Here is an 18,191-nt window from a genome sequence, read left to right as displayed (position 1 = left end):
CATGACTGACCTGCTTGAAATCGAGGGCCTGGACGTCGAATTCCCCACCCGCCGCGGCACGGTGAAGGCGGCCCGCGGCGTGGGGCTGCGCGTGGCGCGCGGCGAGGTGCTGGGGTTGGTGGGCGAGAGCGGCGCCGGCAAGTCCACCATCGGCGCCGCCATCATCGACCTGCTGGAACCGCCGGGCCGGGTCGCGGGCGGGCGCATCGACTTCCAGGGCGAATCCCTGCGCGGGCGGAGCGAGGCCGAGATGCGGCGCATCCGCGGCGACCGCATCGGGATGATCTTCCAGGACCCGCAGACCTCGCTGGACCCGCTCAAGACCATCGGCGAGCAGCTGGTGGAGACCATCCGCAAATGTCTCGGGCTGAACGAGGCGAAGGCGAAGGCCCGCGCCGAGCAGCTTCTGGTCGACGTGGGCATCACCGAAGCGAAGACCCGGCTGGGCGCCTATCCGCACCAGTTCTCGGGCGGGATGCGGCAGCGGGTGGTGATCGCGCTGGCGCTGGCGGGCGAGCCCGACCTGATCATCGCGGACGAGCCGACGACGGCGCTCGACGTGTCGATCCAGGCGCAGATCCTCGACCTGATCAAGGCCCTGTGCCGGGAGCGGAACGTCGGCGTCATCATCGTCACCCATGACATCGGGGTGATCGCCAACATCGCCGACCGGGTCTGCGTGATGTATCGAGGCGAGGTGGTGGAGACGGGCGACGTGGCCCAGATCCTCGGCGCGCCGCGGCACGAATACACCCGTTCGCTGATCGCCGCGGTGCCGCGGGCGGACCGCCGGCTGCCGCGTTTCGCCTCGGTGGACTATATCGAGGGCGGGGCCTCGGCCTTCCGGCGGATCGACGTGAAGACCCACTGGCTCGGCGCCGCCGTGCGCGAGGCGAAGGGGGAGGGGCCGGCGCTGTCGGTGGCGGGGCTGGACCTGAGCTTCACCCTGCGCCGGGCGCTGCTGCCGAAGAACCGGAAGATGCTGAAGGCGGTGAACGACGTCAGCTTCGACGTCGCGCCGGGCGAGACGTTCGGGATCGTGGGCGAGAGCGGCTCCGGCAAGTCCACCGTCGCGCGGATCATCGCGGGGCTCTACAAGCCGGACGCCGGCGTGGTGCGGCTGATGGGACAGGACGTCAGCACCGCGCCCCGCGATCCGAAGGCCAGGGCCGCGCGGCGGTCGTTGCAGATGATCTTCCAGGACCCCTATTCCTCGCTGAATGCGCGGATGCGGGTGCTGGACATCGTGGCCGAGCCGATCCGCTTCTTCCGCCTGGCCGAGAGCGAGGCCGAGGTCCGCCGCATCGTCGGCGATCTGCTGGACCATGTGGGGCTGGGCGCGGCGGCGGCGCGGCGCTATCCGCACGAGTTCTCGGGCGGTCAGCGGCAGCGCATCTCCATCGCGCGGGCGCTGGCGAGCCGGCCGCGCATCCTGATCTGCGACGAGCCGACCTCTGCGCTGGACGTGTCGGTGCAGGCGACGATCCTCAACCTGCTGCGCGATCTGCAGGAGGAGCTGGGGCTGACCATGCTGTTCATCAGCCACGACCTGCCGGTGATCCGGCAGATGTGCGACCGGGTTGCGGTCATGCGCCATGGCGCGATCTGCGAGATCGCCCCGGCCGAGCGGCTGTTCGAGGCGCCCGGGCATGACTACACCCGCCACCTGATCGACCTGATGCCGTCGATGGACCTGCTGGAGCCGACGCCGGCCTGACGGGCCGGGCGCCGCGTCCCGGTCCCGCGCGCGGCCGACGTGGCGCCCGCGGCGCGTTGAGAGGCCGGCGCGGGCTGCGCCGTCTCCCCGCCCGCCACGGGCGCCGACCCCTGGCCTGGGAGACGCCCGCCGTCCCGCGCCCCGGTCGCCGCGCGCCGCGGGCGGAAGGTCGACGCCGGCGCGCGCTCGACGCGGCGCCCGGAACGACGACGGGGCGCCCCGGAAGGGCGCCCCGTCCTGTCTCCGGCCATTTGCGCCCGCCCCCACCTCGCGAGGGAGGCGGGAGCGGGTCCGCCTGTTACTTCAGCGAGCCGCAGAAGCGCTGGATGCGCGAGCACGCCTCTTCCAGCGTCTTGTCCGACGTCGCGTAGCTGACCCGGAAGCAGGGCGAGGCCCCGAAGGCCGCGCCGAACACCACCGCCACGCCCTCGACCTCGAGCAGTTCGTTGGCGAAGTCCTCGTCGGTCTCGATCACCTTGCCCGAGGGCGCGGTCTTGCCGATCAGCGCCGACAGGTCGGGATAGACGTAGAACGCCCCCTCCGGCGTCGGGCACTTGAGCCCGGTCGCCTGGTTGAGCATCGACACCACCAGGTCCCGGCGGCGCTGGAAGGCCACCCGGCTTTCGGCGATGTAGTCCTGCGGCCCGGTCAGCGCGGCGAGCGCGGCGTGCTGGGAGATCGAGCACGGGTTCGACGTGGACTGCGACTGGATCTTGCCCATCGCCTTGATCAGCGCCTCGGGCCCGCCGGCATAACCGATGCGCCAGCCGGTCATCGCATAGGCCTTGGACACGCCGTTGCAGGTCAGGGTGCGGTCGTAGAGGCCAGGCTCGACCTGGGCGGGGGTGGCGAACTCGAACGGCGGGTAGACGATGTGCTCATACATGTCGTCGGTCATCACCCAGACATGCGGGTGCTTCATCAGCACGTCGGTCAGGCCCTTGAGCTCCTCGCGCGTGTAGCCGGCGCCCGAGGGGTTGGAAGGCGAGTTGAAGATCAGCCACTTGGTCTTCGGCGTGATCGCCGCGTCCAGCAGTTCGGGCGTGATCTTGAAGTCGGTGTCGATCGAGGTGTCGATTGCCACCGGCTCGCCGCCCGCCAGCAGCACCATGTCGGGATAGGACACCCAGTAGGGCGCGGGGATCAGCACCTCGTCGCCCGGGTTCATCGTGGCCATCAGGGCGTTGTAGAGCACCTGCTTGCCGCCGGTGGACACCGTGATCTGGCTCGGCGTGTAGGTCAGGCCGTTCTCGCGGGCGAACTTCTCGCAGATCGCGGCCTTCAGCTCGGGCATGCCGTCGACGGCGGTGTACTTGGTCTCGCCCGCGTCGATGGCGGCCTTGGCGGCGGCCTTGATGTGGTCGGGCGTGTCGAAGTCGGGCTCGCCGGCGCCGAGGCCGATGACGTCCTTGCCGGCCGCTTTCAGCTCGCGCGCCTTGTTGGTCACGGCGATGGTCGCGGAGGGTTTCACGCGGGCGAGACTGTCGGCGAGGAAGGCCATTGGGATGCTCCCGGATATGTCGGATCGCCCCGGCGCGCGCCGCGCGGGGCGGGCCGTTGTTAAGCCCGCCTGCGCCGCGCGGCAAGCGGGACGGCGCGATTCGGGTCGCTTTGGCGCGCGGAAAACGCGGCGCGGCCGGGCGCGAAGGGGCGCGCGGCCCGGATCAGGCGTCCGGCCGCCCCCGTCGCGGGGCCGGACGCCGGAGGCCGCGGAGCGCGCGACCGTCCATCACCGCCAATCCCAGCCCGATCAGGCCCAGGCCCAGATAGGCGCCCGGCGACAACCTCTCGCCCAGCGCCGCCCAGCCCGCGAGGATCGCCACCGGCGGGATCGCGAGCGTCACCAGCATGGTGTTGGCCGCCCCCGCCTCGCGCATCAGGGCGTAGTAGAGCAGGTAGGCGACGCCGGTCCCCAGCACGCCGAAATAGAGCGCCGCGCCCCAGGCCCCGGGCGAAAGCGCGATCGGGGGCGGGCCCTCGAACCACAGGGTCAGCGGGATCATGGTCGCGAAGGCCATCGTGGTCATGCCGGCGGCGTTGACCAGCGGCGAGGCGCCCGACAGGCGCAGCCGTCCCCAGACCGAGGCGAAGGCGTAGCTGAGCGTTCCCGCCAGCACCGCGAGCTGGCCGAGGCTGCGCGGGTCCAGCCCGCCCAGCGCCTCCGGCCCGGTGATCGCGGCGACCCCGGCCACGCCGAGCCCGATGCCGACGGCGCGGCGCGGGGTCATGCGTTCGTCGGGCAGGATCGCGGCGGCGACCGCGGCGCCGAACACGGCGGTGGCGGCGTTGAGGATGGCGGTCAGGCCGCTCTCGATGCTTTGCTGGCCCCAGGCCATGAGGGTGAAGGGAATGACGTTGTTGAGCAGGCCCATCACCGCGCAGGCGGCCCAGAAGCCGGGATCGCGCGGGATCGCCGGGCGCAGCGCCGCCACCGCGATCCACAGCGATGCGGCCCCCAGCCCGGTGCGCCAGAACACGGAGGCGAAGGGCCCCATCTCGGCCAGGGCCGATTTCACCGCGACGAAGCCGCCGCCCCAGATCAGGGCCAGCAGGGCGAGATAGAGCCAGGCGCGGTCGCTCATGCGCATGTCGGGGGTCTCCTGGAAGGGGCGAGGAAAAGGGGCGGGGGGGAAGAGCGGGGGAAGGGGCGGCGAGGGGCGGGCGTCGGACGGCGCGGGAGCCAAGGGGGCGGCTTCGGGGGCGGCTTGCGGGGCCTTCTGCCACGTGCCGGAGGGCGGGTCGGCCCGAATCCTGCGCGGCGACGGCGCCGGGGCTGCGGGGGGCGCTTGTCGCCTCCGGCACGCGGGGCGCCGGGGCTGGCGGCGCTGCGACGACCTGCCCGGTGCATCTTGGGGCGCGCGGGGGCGAATCTCCTCCGCCCGGAACGCCCTCGGCAAGCACGCCCCGCGACCCGCGGGGGAAAGGATCGCATGACCGACGATTATTACGGCGACGACGCCGCCACCTTCGGCGACCGGCTGGCCGCTGCGCGGGAGGCGCTCGGCTTCACCCAGTCCCAGCTCGCCTCCCGCGCGGGGGTCCGTCTCGCCACCCTGCAGAACTGGGAGAGCGACCGCTCCGAGCCGCGGGCCAACAAGCTTCAGATGATCGCGGGGCTGCTCAATGTCTCGATCATCTGGCTGCTGACCGGGGTGGGCGAGGGCGGCGTGCAGCCGGAGACTTCCGGGGACGCGGCGCGCCTGTCCACGCTGGCCGAGCTGCGCGAGATCCGGGTGGCGCAGCAGCGGCTGTTGGACCGGATCAGCCGGCTGGAGAAGAAGCTGCGCGAGGCCGGAGAGACCTGATCCGGCGGCGTGCAGGGGGCGCGGAGGCGCCGCGTCGGGGCGCGCGCCTGCGGACCGGTTCCGCCCGCGGCGCGTGTCGGGCGTGGCGCGGGCGGCCAGGCGCGCGGGCGGCGACGGGCATGCGCTGCGACGAGCGTGGGCGGGGGGGGCGTGGGCGGCGGGCGACGTCATCAATAGGACGGACCCCGATCCCGTCGCCAGACCCGAGGGCCGCGCCCCGCGGGCCGAGATCAAGGGCGCGAGCGCCGCAGGCGCTCTCCGTCGGATCACCGGACGCCTCCGCCGGGACGCCTCCGCCGGGACGCCCCCGCCAGAACGCCTCCGCCGGGACGCCTCCGCCAGAACGCCTCCGCCGGCCCCGCGGCCTTGCCAGCCTCCGCCCCCTCGGCTACCCCGGATCGGCTCTGGCAGGGAGGTCCGGCTCATGCGCATCGGCGTCGATTTCGGCGGCACCAAGATCGAGGGCGTGGCCCTCGCCCCCGACGGAACCATCCGCGCCCGCCAGCGCGTCGAGACGCCCCGCGGCGACTATGACGGCTCGGTCCGCGCCATCCGCGACCTGGTCCTGGCGCTGGAGGCGGAGGCCGGCGCGCGCGCCCCCGCGCTCGGCGTCGGCATCCCCGGATCGCTCTCGCCCGCCACCCGGACCGTGCGCAACGGCAACGCGGTCTGGCTGATCGGCAAGCCCTTCGACACCGACCTGGCCGAGGCGCTGTCCCGCCCGGTGCGCATGGCCAACGACGCCAACTGCTTCGCGCTGTCGGAGGCCGCCGACGGCGCGGGCGCGGGCGCGGGCGTGGTCTTCGGCACCATCAACGGCACCGGCGTGGGCGGCGGCCTGATCGTGGACGGCCGCATCGTCGAGGGCCGCAACGGCATCGGCGGCGAATGGGGGCACAACGCGCTCCCCCTGCCCACCGACGCCGAGCGGCCCGGACCCCATTGCTTCTGCGGCCGGCGCGGTTGCCTGGAGGTGTGGATCTCGGGCACCGGGCTGGAGGGCGACTTCGCCCGCGCGGTCGGCGCCGGCGAGGGGCAGGGCCCCGCGGCCCGCGACATCGCCGAAATGGCCGCCGACGGCGACCCGGACGCCGAGGCGGCCATGGACCGTCTCTACGACCGCTGGGGACGGGCGCTGTCGGTGATCGTCAACGTCGTCGACCCCGACGTGGTGGTGCTGGGCGGGGGGCTCTCCAACCTCTCCGTCGCCCCCGAACGCATCTCCCGCGCCATGCGCCCGCATGTGTTCTCCGACGTGATGGAGACCGAGATCCGCCGCGCCCTGCACGGCGACAGCTCCGGCGTGCGCGGCGCCGCCTGGCTATGGGACGAGGAGGAAACCGCATGACCGACCGCATGGCCGACCCCCTGGCGCGCCCCGCGTCGACCCCCGATCACAGTCCCGAGGAAGCCCGCCTGCGCCGGTTGCGCATCCGCGGCTGGCGGCGCGGCACCAAGGAGATGGACATGATCCTCGGTCCCTGGTGCGACGCGCTGGCCGACCGGCGCGAGACCTGCGATCTCGACGCGCTGGAGGCGCTGATGGAGGAGAACGACCAGGACCTCTACCTCTGGGTCTCCGGCGCGGTTCCGACGCCGGCCGCGCATGGGCCGATGATCGATCGCCTGCGGGCGTTTCACGACATCGCGCCCCGGGCCTGAGACCCGGGCCTGAGAGAGGGGGGCGGGGGCGGGTGTTTTCGCACCCCGCATCAAGATGGCCGCCGCGTTAACGTCATATTCGGCATTTCCGCCGAATTTTCGCTCAAGCGAAACGGGATTGCGGAGAAGCGAGCATGGCCAAGGGCGCCCAGACAGCGCGGAGCGACGGCGGAACCAGCGGGAGCGCGGCGCGCCTCCGACCTCAGCCGGCTCCGGATTTCGGCGAAACCTACCTGGAGCTCCTGTCGCTGGTGGAGCGGCTGCATCGCCTGCTGCTCGACGTGGTGAAGGATGAGTTCGAGCGGCTGGGCCTGCTCGACATCAACGCGGTGCAGGCGTTGCTGCTGTTCAACATCGGGGACGCGGAGGTCACGGCCGGTGAGCTGAAAAGCCGCGGCTACTACCAGGGCTCCAACGTCTCCTACAACCTCAAGAAGCTGGTGGAGGCGGGGTATCTGCACCATGAGCGGTCCGAGGTGGACCGCCGCTCGGTGCGCATCCGGCTGACGGATCGGGGCAGGTTCATCCATGACACGGTGGCGGAGCTGTTCACCCGCCACGCCGCGACGCTGATGGAGGACACCCAGGCGGGTCCCGAGCAGCTGCCCATGACCAACGCCACGCTCCAGCGGATGGAGCGGTTCTGGATGGAGCATATCCGCTACATCTACTGAGGGGCGGCGCGGTGGCGGAGGGCGGAGCCGCGCGTCGACCGGATCCAGGCCCCCCGCGTCGCGCCCGCGCGGCGCCTCGGCCCGGCGGCCAGGCTGCGACGGTCGCCCGATGCCCGCGTCGCGCGGGACGGCGCGCTTCGCCCTGCAAGGGGAGGGGCGCCAAGGGTGGGGCCAGGGCGACCGGCCGCGGATGGGGACGAAGGGTTCTGGCCGTGTGTGCTGACGAAGGGTGGGGGCCAACGATAGGCACGAAGGGTTCGGGCCACGGATACTGACGAAGGGTGCGGGCCGTGGTGCTAGACCGTGGTGTTGGGCCGCGGTGATGGGCCAAGGGAACGGACGCCTGCGCCGGCGACGCAGCCGCCCGGCCCCGACGCCCCGATGTCCGGCGACGGATAGCTGACCCCAGGCCGTCTCCCGCCGTCCGCGTCGCATCCCCCCATCCCGACGCGGGGCCGGGGAATGCGATCGACGGGAAAGGGTGAGAGACGGCGCCATTGACCGGCCCCCCGTGATCGGATCGTCCCGGCCGTCTCCCGTCTCCCGTCTCCCGTCTCCCGTCTCCCGTCCCGCGGCTCTGCGGATCAGGCTCCGGTCCGCCCCCTGTTCCCCGCCGCCCTATCCCCGGCCTCCCGGTCCCTTGTCTCCGCCTCGGTCCCAGGAAACCTGGCCGCCCGGCGCCGTCCGCGATGCGCGCCGCAGGCGGCCGGGCGCGGCCTGGCGAGACCGCCGGGGCGGCGCCTGCGGGACGCCCGAAGCATCCGCTCCGCGCGCGGCGGAGAGGGGAGCCCTCCGCAAAACCGGATCAGAGCGCGCGGGCCAGCGCGCAGAAGCCGGCCAGATCCACGTCGTCGGCCCGCAGCGTCTCCGCCACCCCCGCGCGCGCGCAGAGACCCAGCGCGTCGGGCGTCGCCTGCTTCAGGCTCTGGCGCAGCATCTTGCGGCGCTGCCCGAAAGCCGCCGCGGTCACCCGCCGCAAGGCCGCCGCCGGCGCCGGAAAGCGCGGCTCGGCCAGCGGCCGCAGCAGCACCACGGCGGAGGTCACCTTGGGCGGCGGCGTGAAGGCCGACGCCGGCACCTCGAAGGCGATCCGCGCGTCGCAGCGCCACTGCGCCAGCACCGACAGCCGCCCCCAGGTCTTGGAGCCCGGCCCGGCCACGATCCGGTCCGCCACCTCGCGCTGGAACATCAGCGTCAGCGAGTCCCAGCCCGGCGGCCAGGCCTCGGCCTCCAGCCAGCGGACCAGCAGCTCGGTGCCCACGTAATAGGGCAGGTTCGACACGATCCGCCACGGGCCGCGCATCCGCGCCTCGGCCCCGGCCTCCAGCGCGTCGCCCTCGATCACCTCCAGCCGGCCGTCATGGGCCGCGGTGATCTGGGCCAGGGCGGGCAGGCAGCGCGGGTCGCGTTCCACCGCCAGCACGCGCGCCGCGCCCTCGATCAGCAGCGCCCGCGTCAACCCGCCGGGGCCGGGGCCGACCTCCAGCACCTCGACGCCCTCCAGCGGGCCGGCCGCCCGGGCGATGCGGCGCGTCAGGTTGAGGTCGAGCAGGAAATTCTGGCCCAGCGCCTTCTTCGCCGCCAGCCCATGTTCCGCGATCACCTCGCGCAGCGGCGGCAACCCGTCGGGAGAGCCGCTCATGTCCCCGCGCCCGCCCCGACGCCCGCCCCGACACCCGCGCCAACACCCGCCCCGGCGCGCATGGCGGCCATGGAGGCGGCGAGGCGCAGGGCCTCGATCAGGCTGGTCGGCTCGGCCAGCCCCTTGCCCGCGATGTCATAGGCGGTGCCGTGATCGGGGGAGGTGCGGATGAAGGGCAGGCCCAGCGTCACGTTCACCCCGCGGTCGAAATCCAGCGCCTTGATCGGGATCAGCGCCTGGTCGTGATACATGCACACCGCCAGGTCGTAGCGCGTCCGGGCGGCGGCGTGGAACAGGGTGTCGGCGGGGAGCGGCCCCGCCACGTCCAGCCCCTCGGCGCGCAGGCGGGCGACGGCGGGGGCGATGATCTCGATCTCCTCGCGCCCCATGGCGCCGCCCTCGCCCGCATGGGGGTTGAGACCGGCCAGCGCGATCCGCGGCCGGGCCAGGCCGAAATCCCGCGCGAGATCGGCGGCGGCGACGCGCACGGTGTCCTCGATCAGCGCGCCGGTCAGGGCGCGGGGCACGTCGGCGAGCGCGATGTGGATGGTCACCGGGACCACGCGCAGCTGCGGGCCGGCCAGCATCATCACCGGGCGCGCGACGCCGGCCAGCGCCGCGAGGAACTCGGTATGGCCGGGATGCGCGAAGCCGGCCCCGTCATAGAGCGCCTTCTTGTTGATCGGCAGCGTGCAGACCGCGCCGGCCTCGCCTGCGCGGGCCAGGGCCACGGCTTCCTCGATCGAGGCGACGACCATGGGGGCGTTCGCAGGCTCGGGCCGTCCCGCGGGGGCGGGGGCGGCCAGCGGGCGGTGCAGGACGGGCAGGGCGGCGGCGAAGGCGGCGCGGGCCTCGCCCGGCGCGCCGATGCGGGCGACGGGCGCGCCGCCCGAGGCCGCCCAGTCCGCATCGCCCACCAGGAAGAAGGCGCAGGCGGGATCGTCGCGCAGGGCGGCCCAGGCGCCGGCGGCGATCTCGGCGCCGATCCCGGCCGGGTCGCCGCAGGTCAGGGCGACGGGCGCCGCGGGCGCGCCCGGCTCAGCGACGTTCGACATAGGCCCGCGCCCGCAGCTCCTGCAGGCGACCCTCCGCCAGGCGCGACAGGCGCTGTTCGAGAAGCTGGACGCGCACCCGTTCGCGGTCCTCGTCGGTCATTTCGCGCGGGGTCTCGCGCCGGTCCACCAGCTTCAGGATCACCACGCCGCGGGGGACGGGGATCGGGTCGGTGACCTCGCCGGGCTGCATCCGCTCCAGCATCTGGGAGAGCTGCGGAGGCAGCTGCGCGGCCGGCGCCCAGCCCACCATGCCGCCGCGCGGCGCGCTCTGGGTCTGGCCCCAGCGTTTGGCGGCGGCCTGGAAATCGCCGCCTCCGCGCACCTCGGCGACGATCTGGCGGGCGCGTTCCTGCACCTGCTCGGGGTTCGCCCCCAGCGCCATGGCGATCTCGCCCAACGAGAATTCGACGGTCTTGTCGAGCCCCAGCGCCTTGATCTGGTCCTCCACCTCGCCGGGGCCGAGATCCACCGTCGGCTGATAGTCGCGCCGGATCAGGGCGGACCATAGAAGCTCGGTCTCGATGAACTCGCGGGCCACGACCAGCGATACGCCGGCGCGGCGCAGCTTGGCCTCCAGCGCGGCGGGGGTCGCGGCGCCCTGGGCCTGGGCGAAGCGGCCGAGACCGTCCTGGACCTCCTGGGGGTCGATCTCGATGCCCGCGGCGGAGGCGGCGGCGCGTTTCAGACGCTCGTCGATCATCGACTCGAGCCCGATCTCCAGGTCGATCTCGTCGCGCACGCCGCTCATGCGCAGCAGGCGTGCGCGCTGCTGCACGTCGAAATTGGTGATCGCCTTGCCGTCGACGAAGGCGGCGGCTTCGAAGGCGTTGGCCTGGCTCTGGGCGGCGGCGCGGGCCGGGTGCAGGGCCGGGGCGGCGGCGGCGAGCGCCAGCGCCAGCCCCAGCGCGCCCGAGCCCAGGCCGCGCGCGACCCGGCGGGCCGTCTCCGCGCCCATCCCCGAGGAGCGCCGCAAGCCGCGGCGCGCCATCGGCAGGCGGCGGCCGGCGGGGCGGATCTGGATCGGAGTCATCGGTCTCTTTCCTCTCGTCTCGTCCGGCGGCTCACTGCAGCTTCGGCGCGCAGGCGCCCGCCGCGGGGGCCGCGGGACCGTCGCCGGCCCCCAGCGCCCACAGGTTCACGCGCAGTCCGAAATAGGTCGAGGCCGGAACATCCTCGGTCGAGGTGAAACGCCGGCCCACATACACGGCGAAATCCACGCATTCGTTGGCATATCCCACAAGCGCCTCGGTGCGCACCCAGCGTTCCGATTCCAGGTCGCGCTGCAGCTCTCCCCCCACGTACCAGTTGCGGGTCAGGCCGTAACGCGCCTCCGCGGCGACTTCATGGCGGTCGATCGGCGTCACCGCATCGCTTGCGAGCCAGGCGTAGGATCCCGCGAGCTCCAGCCCCGCGAGCGCGGTGGAGCCGTAAACCTCGTTGCGGTTGATCTCAAGGTCGTCGCCGACGCGGATCCGGTGGGCGAGCTTCACGGTCCCGGGCAGGTCCAGCGACCAGGCCCCCACGAAGTCCGATTCCCGCTTGTTGAGCCCGATGCCCGCCGGGAAGGACCCGATCTCCCTGGGGCGCAGCACCCGGCCGCCGGCGATGGAGAAGCGCGTGCCGTCATCGCCCAGCCGCGCGTAGCGCAGGCCGAGATTGAGCCGCGAGCCTTCCTCGAACCCGTCCCAGCCGGTGTGACGGCGCAGGGAGAACAGCGAGGTCTCGTCGAACTCCACCAGCTGGCTGTCCTCGTTGGGGAAGGCCGGGCTGTCGTCCTGGTAGGTGGCGAAGACCGCCTGGGCGATGGGCTCGACCAGGTGGGTGACGGGGCCTTCGCCGAGCAGGCCGCTCAGCCAGTCGCCCTCGCCGTCGCGGCGCAGCAGCGGGTAGCGCGCCTCCAGCGCCAGGGTGGGTCCGAAGCGGCTGCGTTCGCTGGGATCGGTCCCGGTCTGGTCCTGCAACCGCCAGCCGTCGGCGCGCAGGTCGCCATAGGCGGTGACCTGGATGCCCGGGGTCGTGATCCAGGATTTCTCGTAATCCACCCCGATGAAGCCATGCGCGGTGTCCTGGCCCTGGGTGCGCTTGAGCAGGTAGCCCCCGAAATCCAGCCCGAACTGGCCGCCCATCGGCGCGTCCCAGACCTTGCGCCCCTCCACCGTGGGGATGGCCTGGGGGATCTGGCCGAAGGGCTCGTCGTCGCGCAGGGACTGGAAGCGGACCAGCGAGACCTCGCCCCAGCCGCTCTGGTCCGAGCCGCGCAGGAACAGCTCGCTCTCCAGCCGGTCGTCGTCGGAGAAGTCGTAGCGGCGCAGGTAGCCGTCATCCGAGGCCTGCTCGATGCTGAACCCCGCCTCCAGCCCGTCGCCGAAGCGGTAGAGCCCGGCCCCGAAGACATGGCCGCGCAGCCGGTCTTCGCCGTCGTAATCCTGGTAGGTGATCGAGCCGGCGAGGCTGATCGAGCCGCGCTCGAACTCGCCGCGATACTCGCCCTCCATGATCAGCCCGTCATCGGTGGTCATGTAGGGGGTCAGGGTCACGTCGGCCTGGTCGGAAAGCACCCAGTAATAGGGGATCTTCAGGCCCTGGCCGAAATTGCTGTCCTGCTTGTAGATCGGGGGCAAAAGTCCGCTGGCGCGCTTCAGGGTCGGGTCGGGGTGCCGGAAATAGGGCGACCAGGCGATCGGGGTTCCGAGCACGTCGAAGGTGGCGTTCTCGTAATGCACGGTGCGGGTCCGCTCGTCATGGACGATGCGTTCGGCCCGGATGCGCCAGAGGGGCGTCGGATCCTCCGGGCAGACCACGCAGGGCGAGAACACCGCCTGGCTGAGCACGTTGTAGCGCCCGTCGATGCGCCGCGCCTCGGCGGCGGCGAAGCGGGCGTCGTCGCGCAGAAGCGCGCGGGCGCCGCGGATCAGGCCGTCGCGCAGGCGCGAATCGAGATCGGCGAAATCGGCGATCACGGTCGCGCCCTCGCCGCCCCCGCGCAGCATGATCGGGCCGGTCGCCTCGATGCGGTCGAGGCCGGGATAGTAGACGACGCGGGAGGCGGTCAGGGTGCGGTCGCCGTAATAGACCTCGACATCGCCCTCGGCGGTCAGGCTGTCGGCCTGGGTGTCATAGGTGACCTTGTCGGCGATCAGGCTGACCGGTCCCTCGACCTCCTGCGCGCCGAGCGCTGCGGAAAGTCCGCTCGGGCCCGCTTCCGCCGCGGTCTGGGCGAGGGCCGGTCCGTGGGGGAGGAGCGCCGCCGCCACGGCGAGCGCGCCCGCCCCCGACAGCGCGCGCGCGAACGGGCCGCGGAGGGGCGCGAAACCATCGGCCCGGAGGGGCGCGGTGCCATCGGCCCGGAGGGGCGCGAAACCATCGGCCCGGAGCGTCTGGGCGGCGCGGGGGCGGGGCGGCGTCGGAGGGGTCGCGGGCAAGGGCGGTTCCTGGTCGGTCGCCGGATCGCCGGCCTCGGGCTCCCTCCTTAGCCGTCCTCTAGATGCAGGAGCAAGCCGAGCGCGCAGAGCGTCATCGCCACGGGCGGAATCCAGGCCGCCAGTGGGGCCGGGATCGCGCCCGAAGACCCGAAGGCCTGGGTGACGTTGGCGAGGAAGAAATAGACCAGCCCGGCCCCCACCGCCCCCAGCGCCATCAGCCCGAGGCCGCCGAATCGCGCATGGCGCATGGAGAAGGCGGCGCCGATCAGCACCATGGCCGCGAACAGCAGCGGCTGGGCGAGCTGCGCCTGCCAATGCATGCGATGGCGGGTGGAGCTGACGCCGGCGGCCTCCAGGCTGCGGATGAAGCCGGGAAGCTCCCAGAACGAGATGGTCTTGGGGCTGGCGAAGCTTTCGAGGATCTGGGCGCGGGTCAGGCCGGTGGGCAGGGTGAGGGAATCGAGATCCTCCCACTGCATGGCGCGGGCGGTGCCGCTCTGCGTCGGGGGAAGGCCCTCGGAGGCGTCGTCCTCCGCGGGGGCCGCCGCAGCCCAGCCGTCCGCCACCCCGTCCGCCTCCCCGTTCGCGGCTCCGTTCGCGGCTCCGTTCGGGGGGGCGTCCCCGCCCTCGGCCCCGGAGAGCCGCCAGCGGCGCACGTCGTAGAGGGTCCAGGTGCCGGGCTCCAGCACCGCGCGGGTCGCCTCGATCCGGCCCTCCAGCAGGTCGCCGGGGCCGAAGCGGAAGAAGGTCGCGTCCCATAGCTGGGTGCCGTCGCCATTGGCCCGCAGGGCGTGGACCACGGCCTGGGCGCCGCCGCCCTCGGCCTGGCGCAGCCACAGGCCGTTCTCGGAGATCGACAGCAGGCTGGTGCGGTCCTTGATCCAGCGCGCCTCCTGCCGCTCGAACCGTTGCAGCAGGCCCGAGGACAGGGGGTTGAGCAACCCGAAGGCGACCACCCCCAGCAGCGCCGCCGTGACCACCGCCGGCGTGATCAGACGCCACACCGAGATCCCCGCCGCCCGCGTCACCACCAGCTCGGAGGCCCGCGCGAGCCGGGAGAAACAGGCCATGGCGGCGATCAGCACCAGGAAGGGCAGGATCTCCAGCATCAATGCGGGGGCGTGCAGGATCGCGAGCTCCAGCACCTGCGCGAAGCCGGTGTCGGTGCCCGCGGAGCGGCGCAGCTGCTCCACCAGGTCGATCAGGGTGACCAGCAGCAGGATCGACACGAACGCCGCCAGCGCCGCGCCGAAGAAGCGCCGCGCGATATAGAGGGACAGCGTGCCGATCATGCCGAGGCTCCCGCATCCGGGGCGGGGGAGTTGGGAGAGGCGGGCGGCGGGGCGCGTCTGCCCTGGCCTCCGGGCAGGCCCCGCCACAGCACCAGCAGCGCCAGCCCGGCCCCCAGCGCGGGGGCGAGATACATGGTCGGCCACAGCTCGGCCACGTCCGAGGTCGCCGATTTCGCCGCCACGCCGGCGATCCGGCACAGCGCCGCCAGCGCCACCGCCGCGGCCACCCGCTTGCCGTAGCCGCGCCGCCGGAAGCCCGGCCCCAGCAGGCAGGCGAGCCCGATCAGCGGCAGCGCCACAGAATAGAGCGGGGCGGAGATCTGCTCATGCCCCTCGGCCACGAACTCGTCCCGCGGGCGGCCGTCCAGCATGTCCTCGCTGGGGGAGACCAGGTCCCAGGCGTGGTATTCCGAGGGCTTGAGCCGGCGCGACGCCCCCGGCTCCACCAGGGTGGAGAGGTCGTAGACCAGCTTGTCGAAGCTCAGCGCCGACAGGGTGCGGTCGTCGGGGTTCAGCCGCTGGGCGGCGCCGTCGAACATCACCAGGCGCGGGCCGTCATTGGTGCGCACCAGGGCGGCGCGCTCGGCGGTGTAGGTCAGGCGGGCGTCGGGATCGCGGTCGTCCTGCACGAAAAGCCCGGCCATCTGGCCGTCGCGGGCGGTGCGGCGGACATAGACGGTGACGCCCTCGGCCGGGGTGATGAACTCGCCCTCGCGCAGCAGGGCCCCGGCGATATCGGCGCCCATCTCGGCCATCTGGCCGCGCAGCTCGCGGCTGGCGCTGGGCATGAGATAGAGCGTGACCACCGCCATGGCGATCATCACCCCGCCCCCGAAGGCCGCGACGGGCCGCGCCAGCGCCACCCGGCTCATGCCCGCGGACATCAGCACCACGATCTCCGAATCCACGAACATGCGGTTGAGCGCGTAGAGCGCCGCCGCGAAGGCCGCGACCGGCAGGATCAGCGACATCACCACCGGCAGCAGCAGCACGGCGAACTGGGCGAAGAGGATGGCGGACTGGCCCGAGGCCACCACCGTCTCGATCACCTGCAGGGATTGCGTGAGCCAGACCAGCCCCAGCAGCACGAGGGAGAACAGGCCGAAGGGCCCGAGGATCTGGCCGATCACGTATCGCGAGACGGTTTTGCTCATGGCGACTTAAATGGCGGGGGGAGGGGGGCGATGGCAAGGCGATGCGGCGCCCCGGCCGCTGGAAACTTCGTGATGCGCCGGCGGCAGGGCGCCGCGGGGCGGGAAGGGACGGGACGCGAGGGGTGCGGAGAGGGGCGGGGAGGGGCGGGGCGGGCGGACCCGGAAGGGGGAGGGAGCGCCGCGACCACCCGGGCGCCAGGCGGCGCCGATCCGCCCGCGGCGCGCGGCCGCGTCGCGCGGGCTTCGACGTCGCCCCCCGGCGCTCGGTCTCCCTGCGCCGCGGGTGGGCGGGGGACGCCTGGCGCCCGGGTCGTCGCGGCGCCTCCTGCGCCAGCCGCCCCGCGCGACGGTCGCCGCGGAACCGCCCCGGCGCGGCCCCAGACGTGGCCCCCGTCACGGCCTGCGACGCGACGATGCATCCCTTGCCTCGCCGCCGCGGAGCATGGTCGATGGGCCGAGCCCGACGGGGCCGGACGGCAGGGAGGCTGGTCGCCCCCGCAGCCGCCCCGCAGCCCTCGGCCGCGCGCGCCGCCCCGCCGCATGACCCCATGCGCGGGCCCAAGCGCGCCCCGCCGTTCGAAAAAACGCTTCCTGGGAGGACCCGCGATGACCGCGCCGATCGACATCGAATTCGTGGCCAAGGACGAGGTGGACCTCGCCTCCGCCGCCGGCATCATCGTGGCGGTCTGCGCCGGGGCCGAGGGCTTCGGCCCCGGCGCCGAGGCCGTGGACGCCGCCATGTCCGGCGGCCTGCGCCGCGCCGTCTCGGGCACGGAATGGAAGGGCGAGGCCGGCGCCGTGATGCGCATTCCCGCCCCCGCCGGGCTGGAGGCCGACCTGCTGCTGCTCGTCTCGCTGGGCGAAGGCGACGACCCGGCCGACGCCCGCAAGGCGGGCGGCGCGCTCGCCGCCGCGCTGGCCGGCAAGACCGGACGCAAGCCCTCCACCGTGCTCGCCGCGGACCTCGCGCCCGAAACCGTGGCCGAGATCGCCTTCGGCCTCGCCCTGCGCGCCTACGGCTTCGACGTCTACAAGACCGGCGAGGACGACCGGGTCGCCCCCGCCCCGGTGACTTTCGCCGTGGACGCGCCCGAGAAGGTCTCCCGCGCCTCGCGCGCCAACATGGCGGTGGCCGAGGGCGTGTTCTTCGCCCGCGACCTGGTGAACGAGCCCGCCAACGTGCTGGGCACCGAGGAATTCGCCGCCCGCCTCGCCGCCATGGGCGAGCTGGGGCTGGAGGTCGAGATCCTCGAGGAGGACGACCTCAAGGCGCTCGGCATGGGGGCGCTGCTGGGCGTGGGCATGGGGTCCGAGTCGCCCACCAAGGTCGTGGTCATGCAGTGGAAGGGCGGCGGGGACGAGCCGCCGCTGGCGCTGGTCGGCAAGGGGGTCGTGTTCGACACCGGCGGCATCTCGCTCAAGCCCGCGGGGGGCATGGAGGAGATGACCATGGACATGGGCGGCGCGGGTCTGGTGGCCGGCGTCATGCGCGGGCTGGCCCTGCGCGGGGCCAGGGCCAACGTGGTCGGCCTGGTCGGCCTGGTGGAGAACATGCCCGACGGCCGCGCCCAGCGTCCGGGCGACATCGTGAAGTCGATGAAGGGCGACACGATCGAGGTCATCAACACCGATGCCGAGGGCCGGCTGCTGCTGGCCGACGTGCTGTGGTACGCGCAGGATCGGTTCAAGCCCTCCGCGATGATGGATTTCGCCACGCTGACCGGCGCCATCATCGTGGCGCTGGGGCATGAGACGGCGGGGTATTTCTCCAATTCCGACGAATTCTGCGCCGAGTTCGCCGCCGCCGCCGAGGCCGCCGGCGAGGCCGCGTGGCGGATGCCGATGGGGCCGGGTTACGACAAGCAGATCAAGTCGCGGCTGGCCGACATGAAGAATGTGGGCGGGGGGCGGGCCGGCGGCTCGATCACCGCGGCGCAGTTCCTCAAGCGTTTCGTGAAGGACGAGACGCCGTGGATCCATGTGGACATCGCCGGGGTGGCGCTGCGCTCCGAGGCGCTGGATCTCAGCCCGCGCGGGGCCACGGGCTGGGGCGTGCGCGCCGTCGACGCCCTGGTCCGCGGGCGCGAGGCGGGCTGAAGCGGCCGGCCCCCTGCGAGGGGCGGACGGGCGCGGGGGGCGTCGAGCCCCCCGCGCCCGTCGTCCCGCCTGCGGCGCGACGGGCGCGGGCTCCGATCCGGGCGCCCGGCGGCCGATGCGGCGCCGGGGCTCGACCTTCCCGCCGTCGCGGCGCAATCTGGGCGCCGGCCC

At 73.4% G+C, this 18,191-nt stretch carries 14 protein-coding genes; 6 read left to right on the top strand and 8 right to left on the bottom strand.

Going from position 1 to position 18,191, the window contains the following annotated elements; translation table 11 throughout:
* Window position 1: 1 nt before the first annotated feature.
* A complete protein-coding gene (locus BLV24_RS04690) occupies window positions 2-1,717 on the top strand; it encodes a dipeptide ABC transporter ATP-binding protein (protein ID WP_092679941.1) in 1,716 nt (571 codons plus the stop codon).
* Between the two features lie 298 nt (window positions 1,718-2,015).
* Here BLV24_RS04690 and BLV24_RS04685 read toward each other — a convergent pair whose 3' ends face one another.
* Window positions 2,016-3,218: a pyridoxal phosphate-dependent aminotransferase gene (locus BLV24_RS04685; RefSeq protein WP_092679940.1), complete on the bottom strand. Its 1,203-nt coding sequence runs from the start codon at window positions 3,216-3,218 to the stop codon at window positions 2,016-2,018.
* Between the two features lie 163 nt (window positions 3,219-3,381).
* Window positions 3,382-4,305, bottom strand: coding sequence for a DMT family transporter (locus BLV24_RS04680; RefSeq protein ID WP_092679939.1), 924 nt, complete (start codon window positions 4,303-4,305; stop codon window positions 3,382-3,384).
* A gap of 342 nt (window positions 4,306-4,647) precedes the next feature.
* Between BLV24_RS04680 and BLV24_RS04675 the strand changes: the two genes are divergently transcribed.
* The 4 genes from BLV24_RS04675 (at window position 4,648) to BLV24_RS04660 (ending at window position 7,358) form a co-directional block, all read left to right on the top strand.
* Window positions 4,648-5,022 carry a helix-turn-helix domain-containing protein gene (locus BLV24_RS04675; RefSeq protein ID WP_092679938.1) on the top strand — a complete coding sequence of 125 codons (375 nt, stop codon included), beginning with the start codon at window positions 4,648-4,650 and terminating at the stop codon, window positions 5,020-5,022.
* 424 nt (window positions 5,023-5,446) lie between these two features.
* Window positions 5,447-6,370, top strand: a complete 924-nt coding sequence (locus BLV24_RS04670; RefSeq protein ID WP_092679937.1) for an ROK family protein — start codon at window positions 5,447-5,449, stop codon at window positions 6,368-6,370.
* The gene (locus tag BLV24_RS04665) at window positions 6,367-6,684 is read left to right on the top strand and encodes an FAD assembly factor SdhE (protein WP_245710381.1); all 318 of its coding nucleotides are present in this window, start codon (window positions 6,367-6,369) and stop codon (window positions 6,682-6,684) included. The genes BLV24_RS04670 and BLV24_RS04665 overlap by 4 nt, the downstream gene beginning before the upstream one ends.
* 134 nt (window positions 6,685-6,818) lie before the next feature.
* A complete protein-coding gene (locus tag BLV24_RS04660) occupies window positions 6,819-7,358 on the top strand; it encodes a MarR family winged helix-turn-helix transcriptional regulator (protein ID WP_092679936.1) in 540 nt (179 codons plus the stop codon).
* Between the two features lie 805 nt (window positions 7,359-8,163).
* On the opposite strand, the gene rsmA is transcribed toward BLV24_RS04660, so the two are convergent.
* The 6 genes from rsmA to lptF all read right to left on the bottom strand — a co-directional run bounded on the left by rsmA (window position 8,164) and on the right by lptF (window position 15,923).
* On the bottom strand, window positions 8,164-9,000 hold the full coding sequence (gene rsmA, locus BLV24_RS04655; protein ID WP_092679935.1) for a 16S rRNA (adenine(1518)-N(6)/adenine(1519)-N(6))-dimethyltransferase RsmA: 837 nt from the start codon (window positions 8,998-9,000) through the stop codon (window positions 8,164-8,166).
* Window positions 8,997-10,055, bottom strand: a complete 1,059-nt coding sequence (gene pdxA / locus BLV24_RS04650; RefSeq protein WP_092679934.1) for a 4-hydroxythreonine-4-phosphate dehydrogenase PdxA — start codon at window positions 10,053-10,055, stop codon at window positions 8,997-8,999. Before pdxA ends, rsmA begins: the two co-directional genes overlap by 4 nt.
* On the bottom strand, window positions 10,039-11,085 hold the full coding sequence (locus BLV24_RS04645; protein WP_092679933.1) for a peptidylprolyl isomerase: 1,047 nt from the start codon (window positions 11,083-11,085) through the stop codon (window positions 10,039-10,041). Before BLV24_RS04645 ends, pdxA begins: the two co-directional genes overlap by 17 nt.
* 31 nt (window positions 11,086-11,116) lie before the next feature.
* Window positions 11,117-13,309 carry an LPS-assembly protein LptD gene (locus BLV24_RS04640; protein WP_143040213.1) on the bottom strand — a complete coding sequence of 731 codons (2,193 nt, stop codon included), beginning with the start codon at window positions 13,307-13,309 and terminating at the stop codon, window positions 11,117-11,119.
* Window positions 13,310-13,524: 215 nt separating this feature from the next.
* Entirely contained in the window at window positions 13,525-14,769 is a 1,245-nt protein-coding gene (locus BLV24_RS04635) for an LptF/LptG family permease (RefSeq protein WP_092679931.1), read from the bottom strand.
* Entirely contained in the window at window positions 14,766-15,923 is a 1,158-nt protein-coding gene (gene lptF / locus BLV24_RS04630; protein WP_092679930.1) for an LPS export ABC transporter permease LptF, read from the bottom strand. Before lptF ends, BLV24_RS04635 begins: the two co-directional genes overlap by 4 nt.
* A 606-nt stretch (window positions 15,924-16,529) precedes the next feature.
* On the opposite strand from lptF, the gene BLV24_RS04625 reads away from it, so the two are divergent.
* Window positions 16,530-18,020 (top strand): leucyl aminopeptidase, encoded by a 1,491-nt coding sequence (locus BLV24_RS04625; protein ID WP_092679929.1) that lies wholly within the window; start codon window positions 16,530-16,532, stop codon window positions 18,018-18,020.
* Window positions 18,021-18,191 lie beyond the last annotated feature (171 nt).

It is taken from the genome of Albimonas donghaensis, assembly GCF_900106695.1.
GTDB lineage: Bacteria > Pseudomonadota > Alphaproteobacteria > Rhodobacterales > Rhodobacteraceae > Albimonas > Albimonas donghaensis.
The sequence above is the reverse complement of the archived record's forward strand: the minus strand, read 5'-3'. Positions and strand labels throughout refer to the sequence as shown.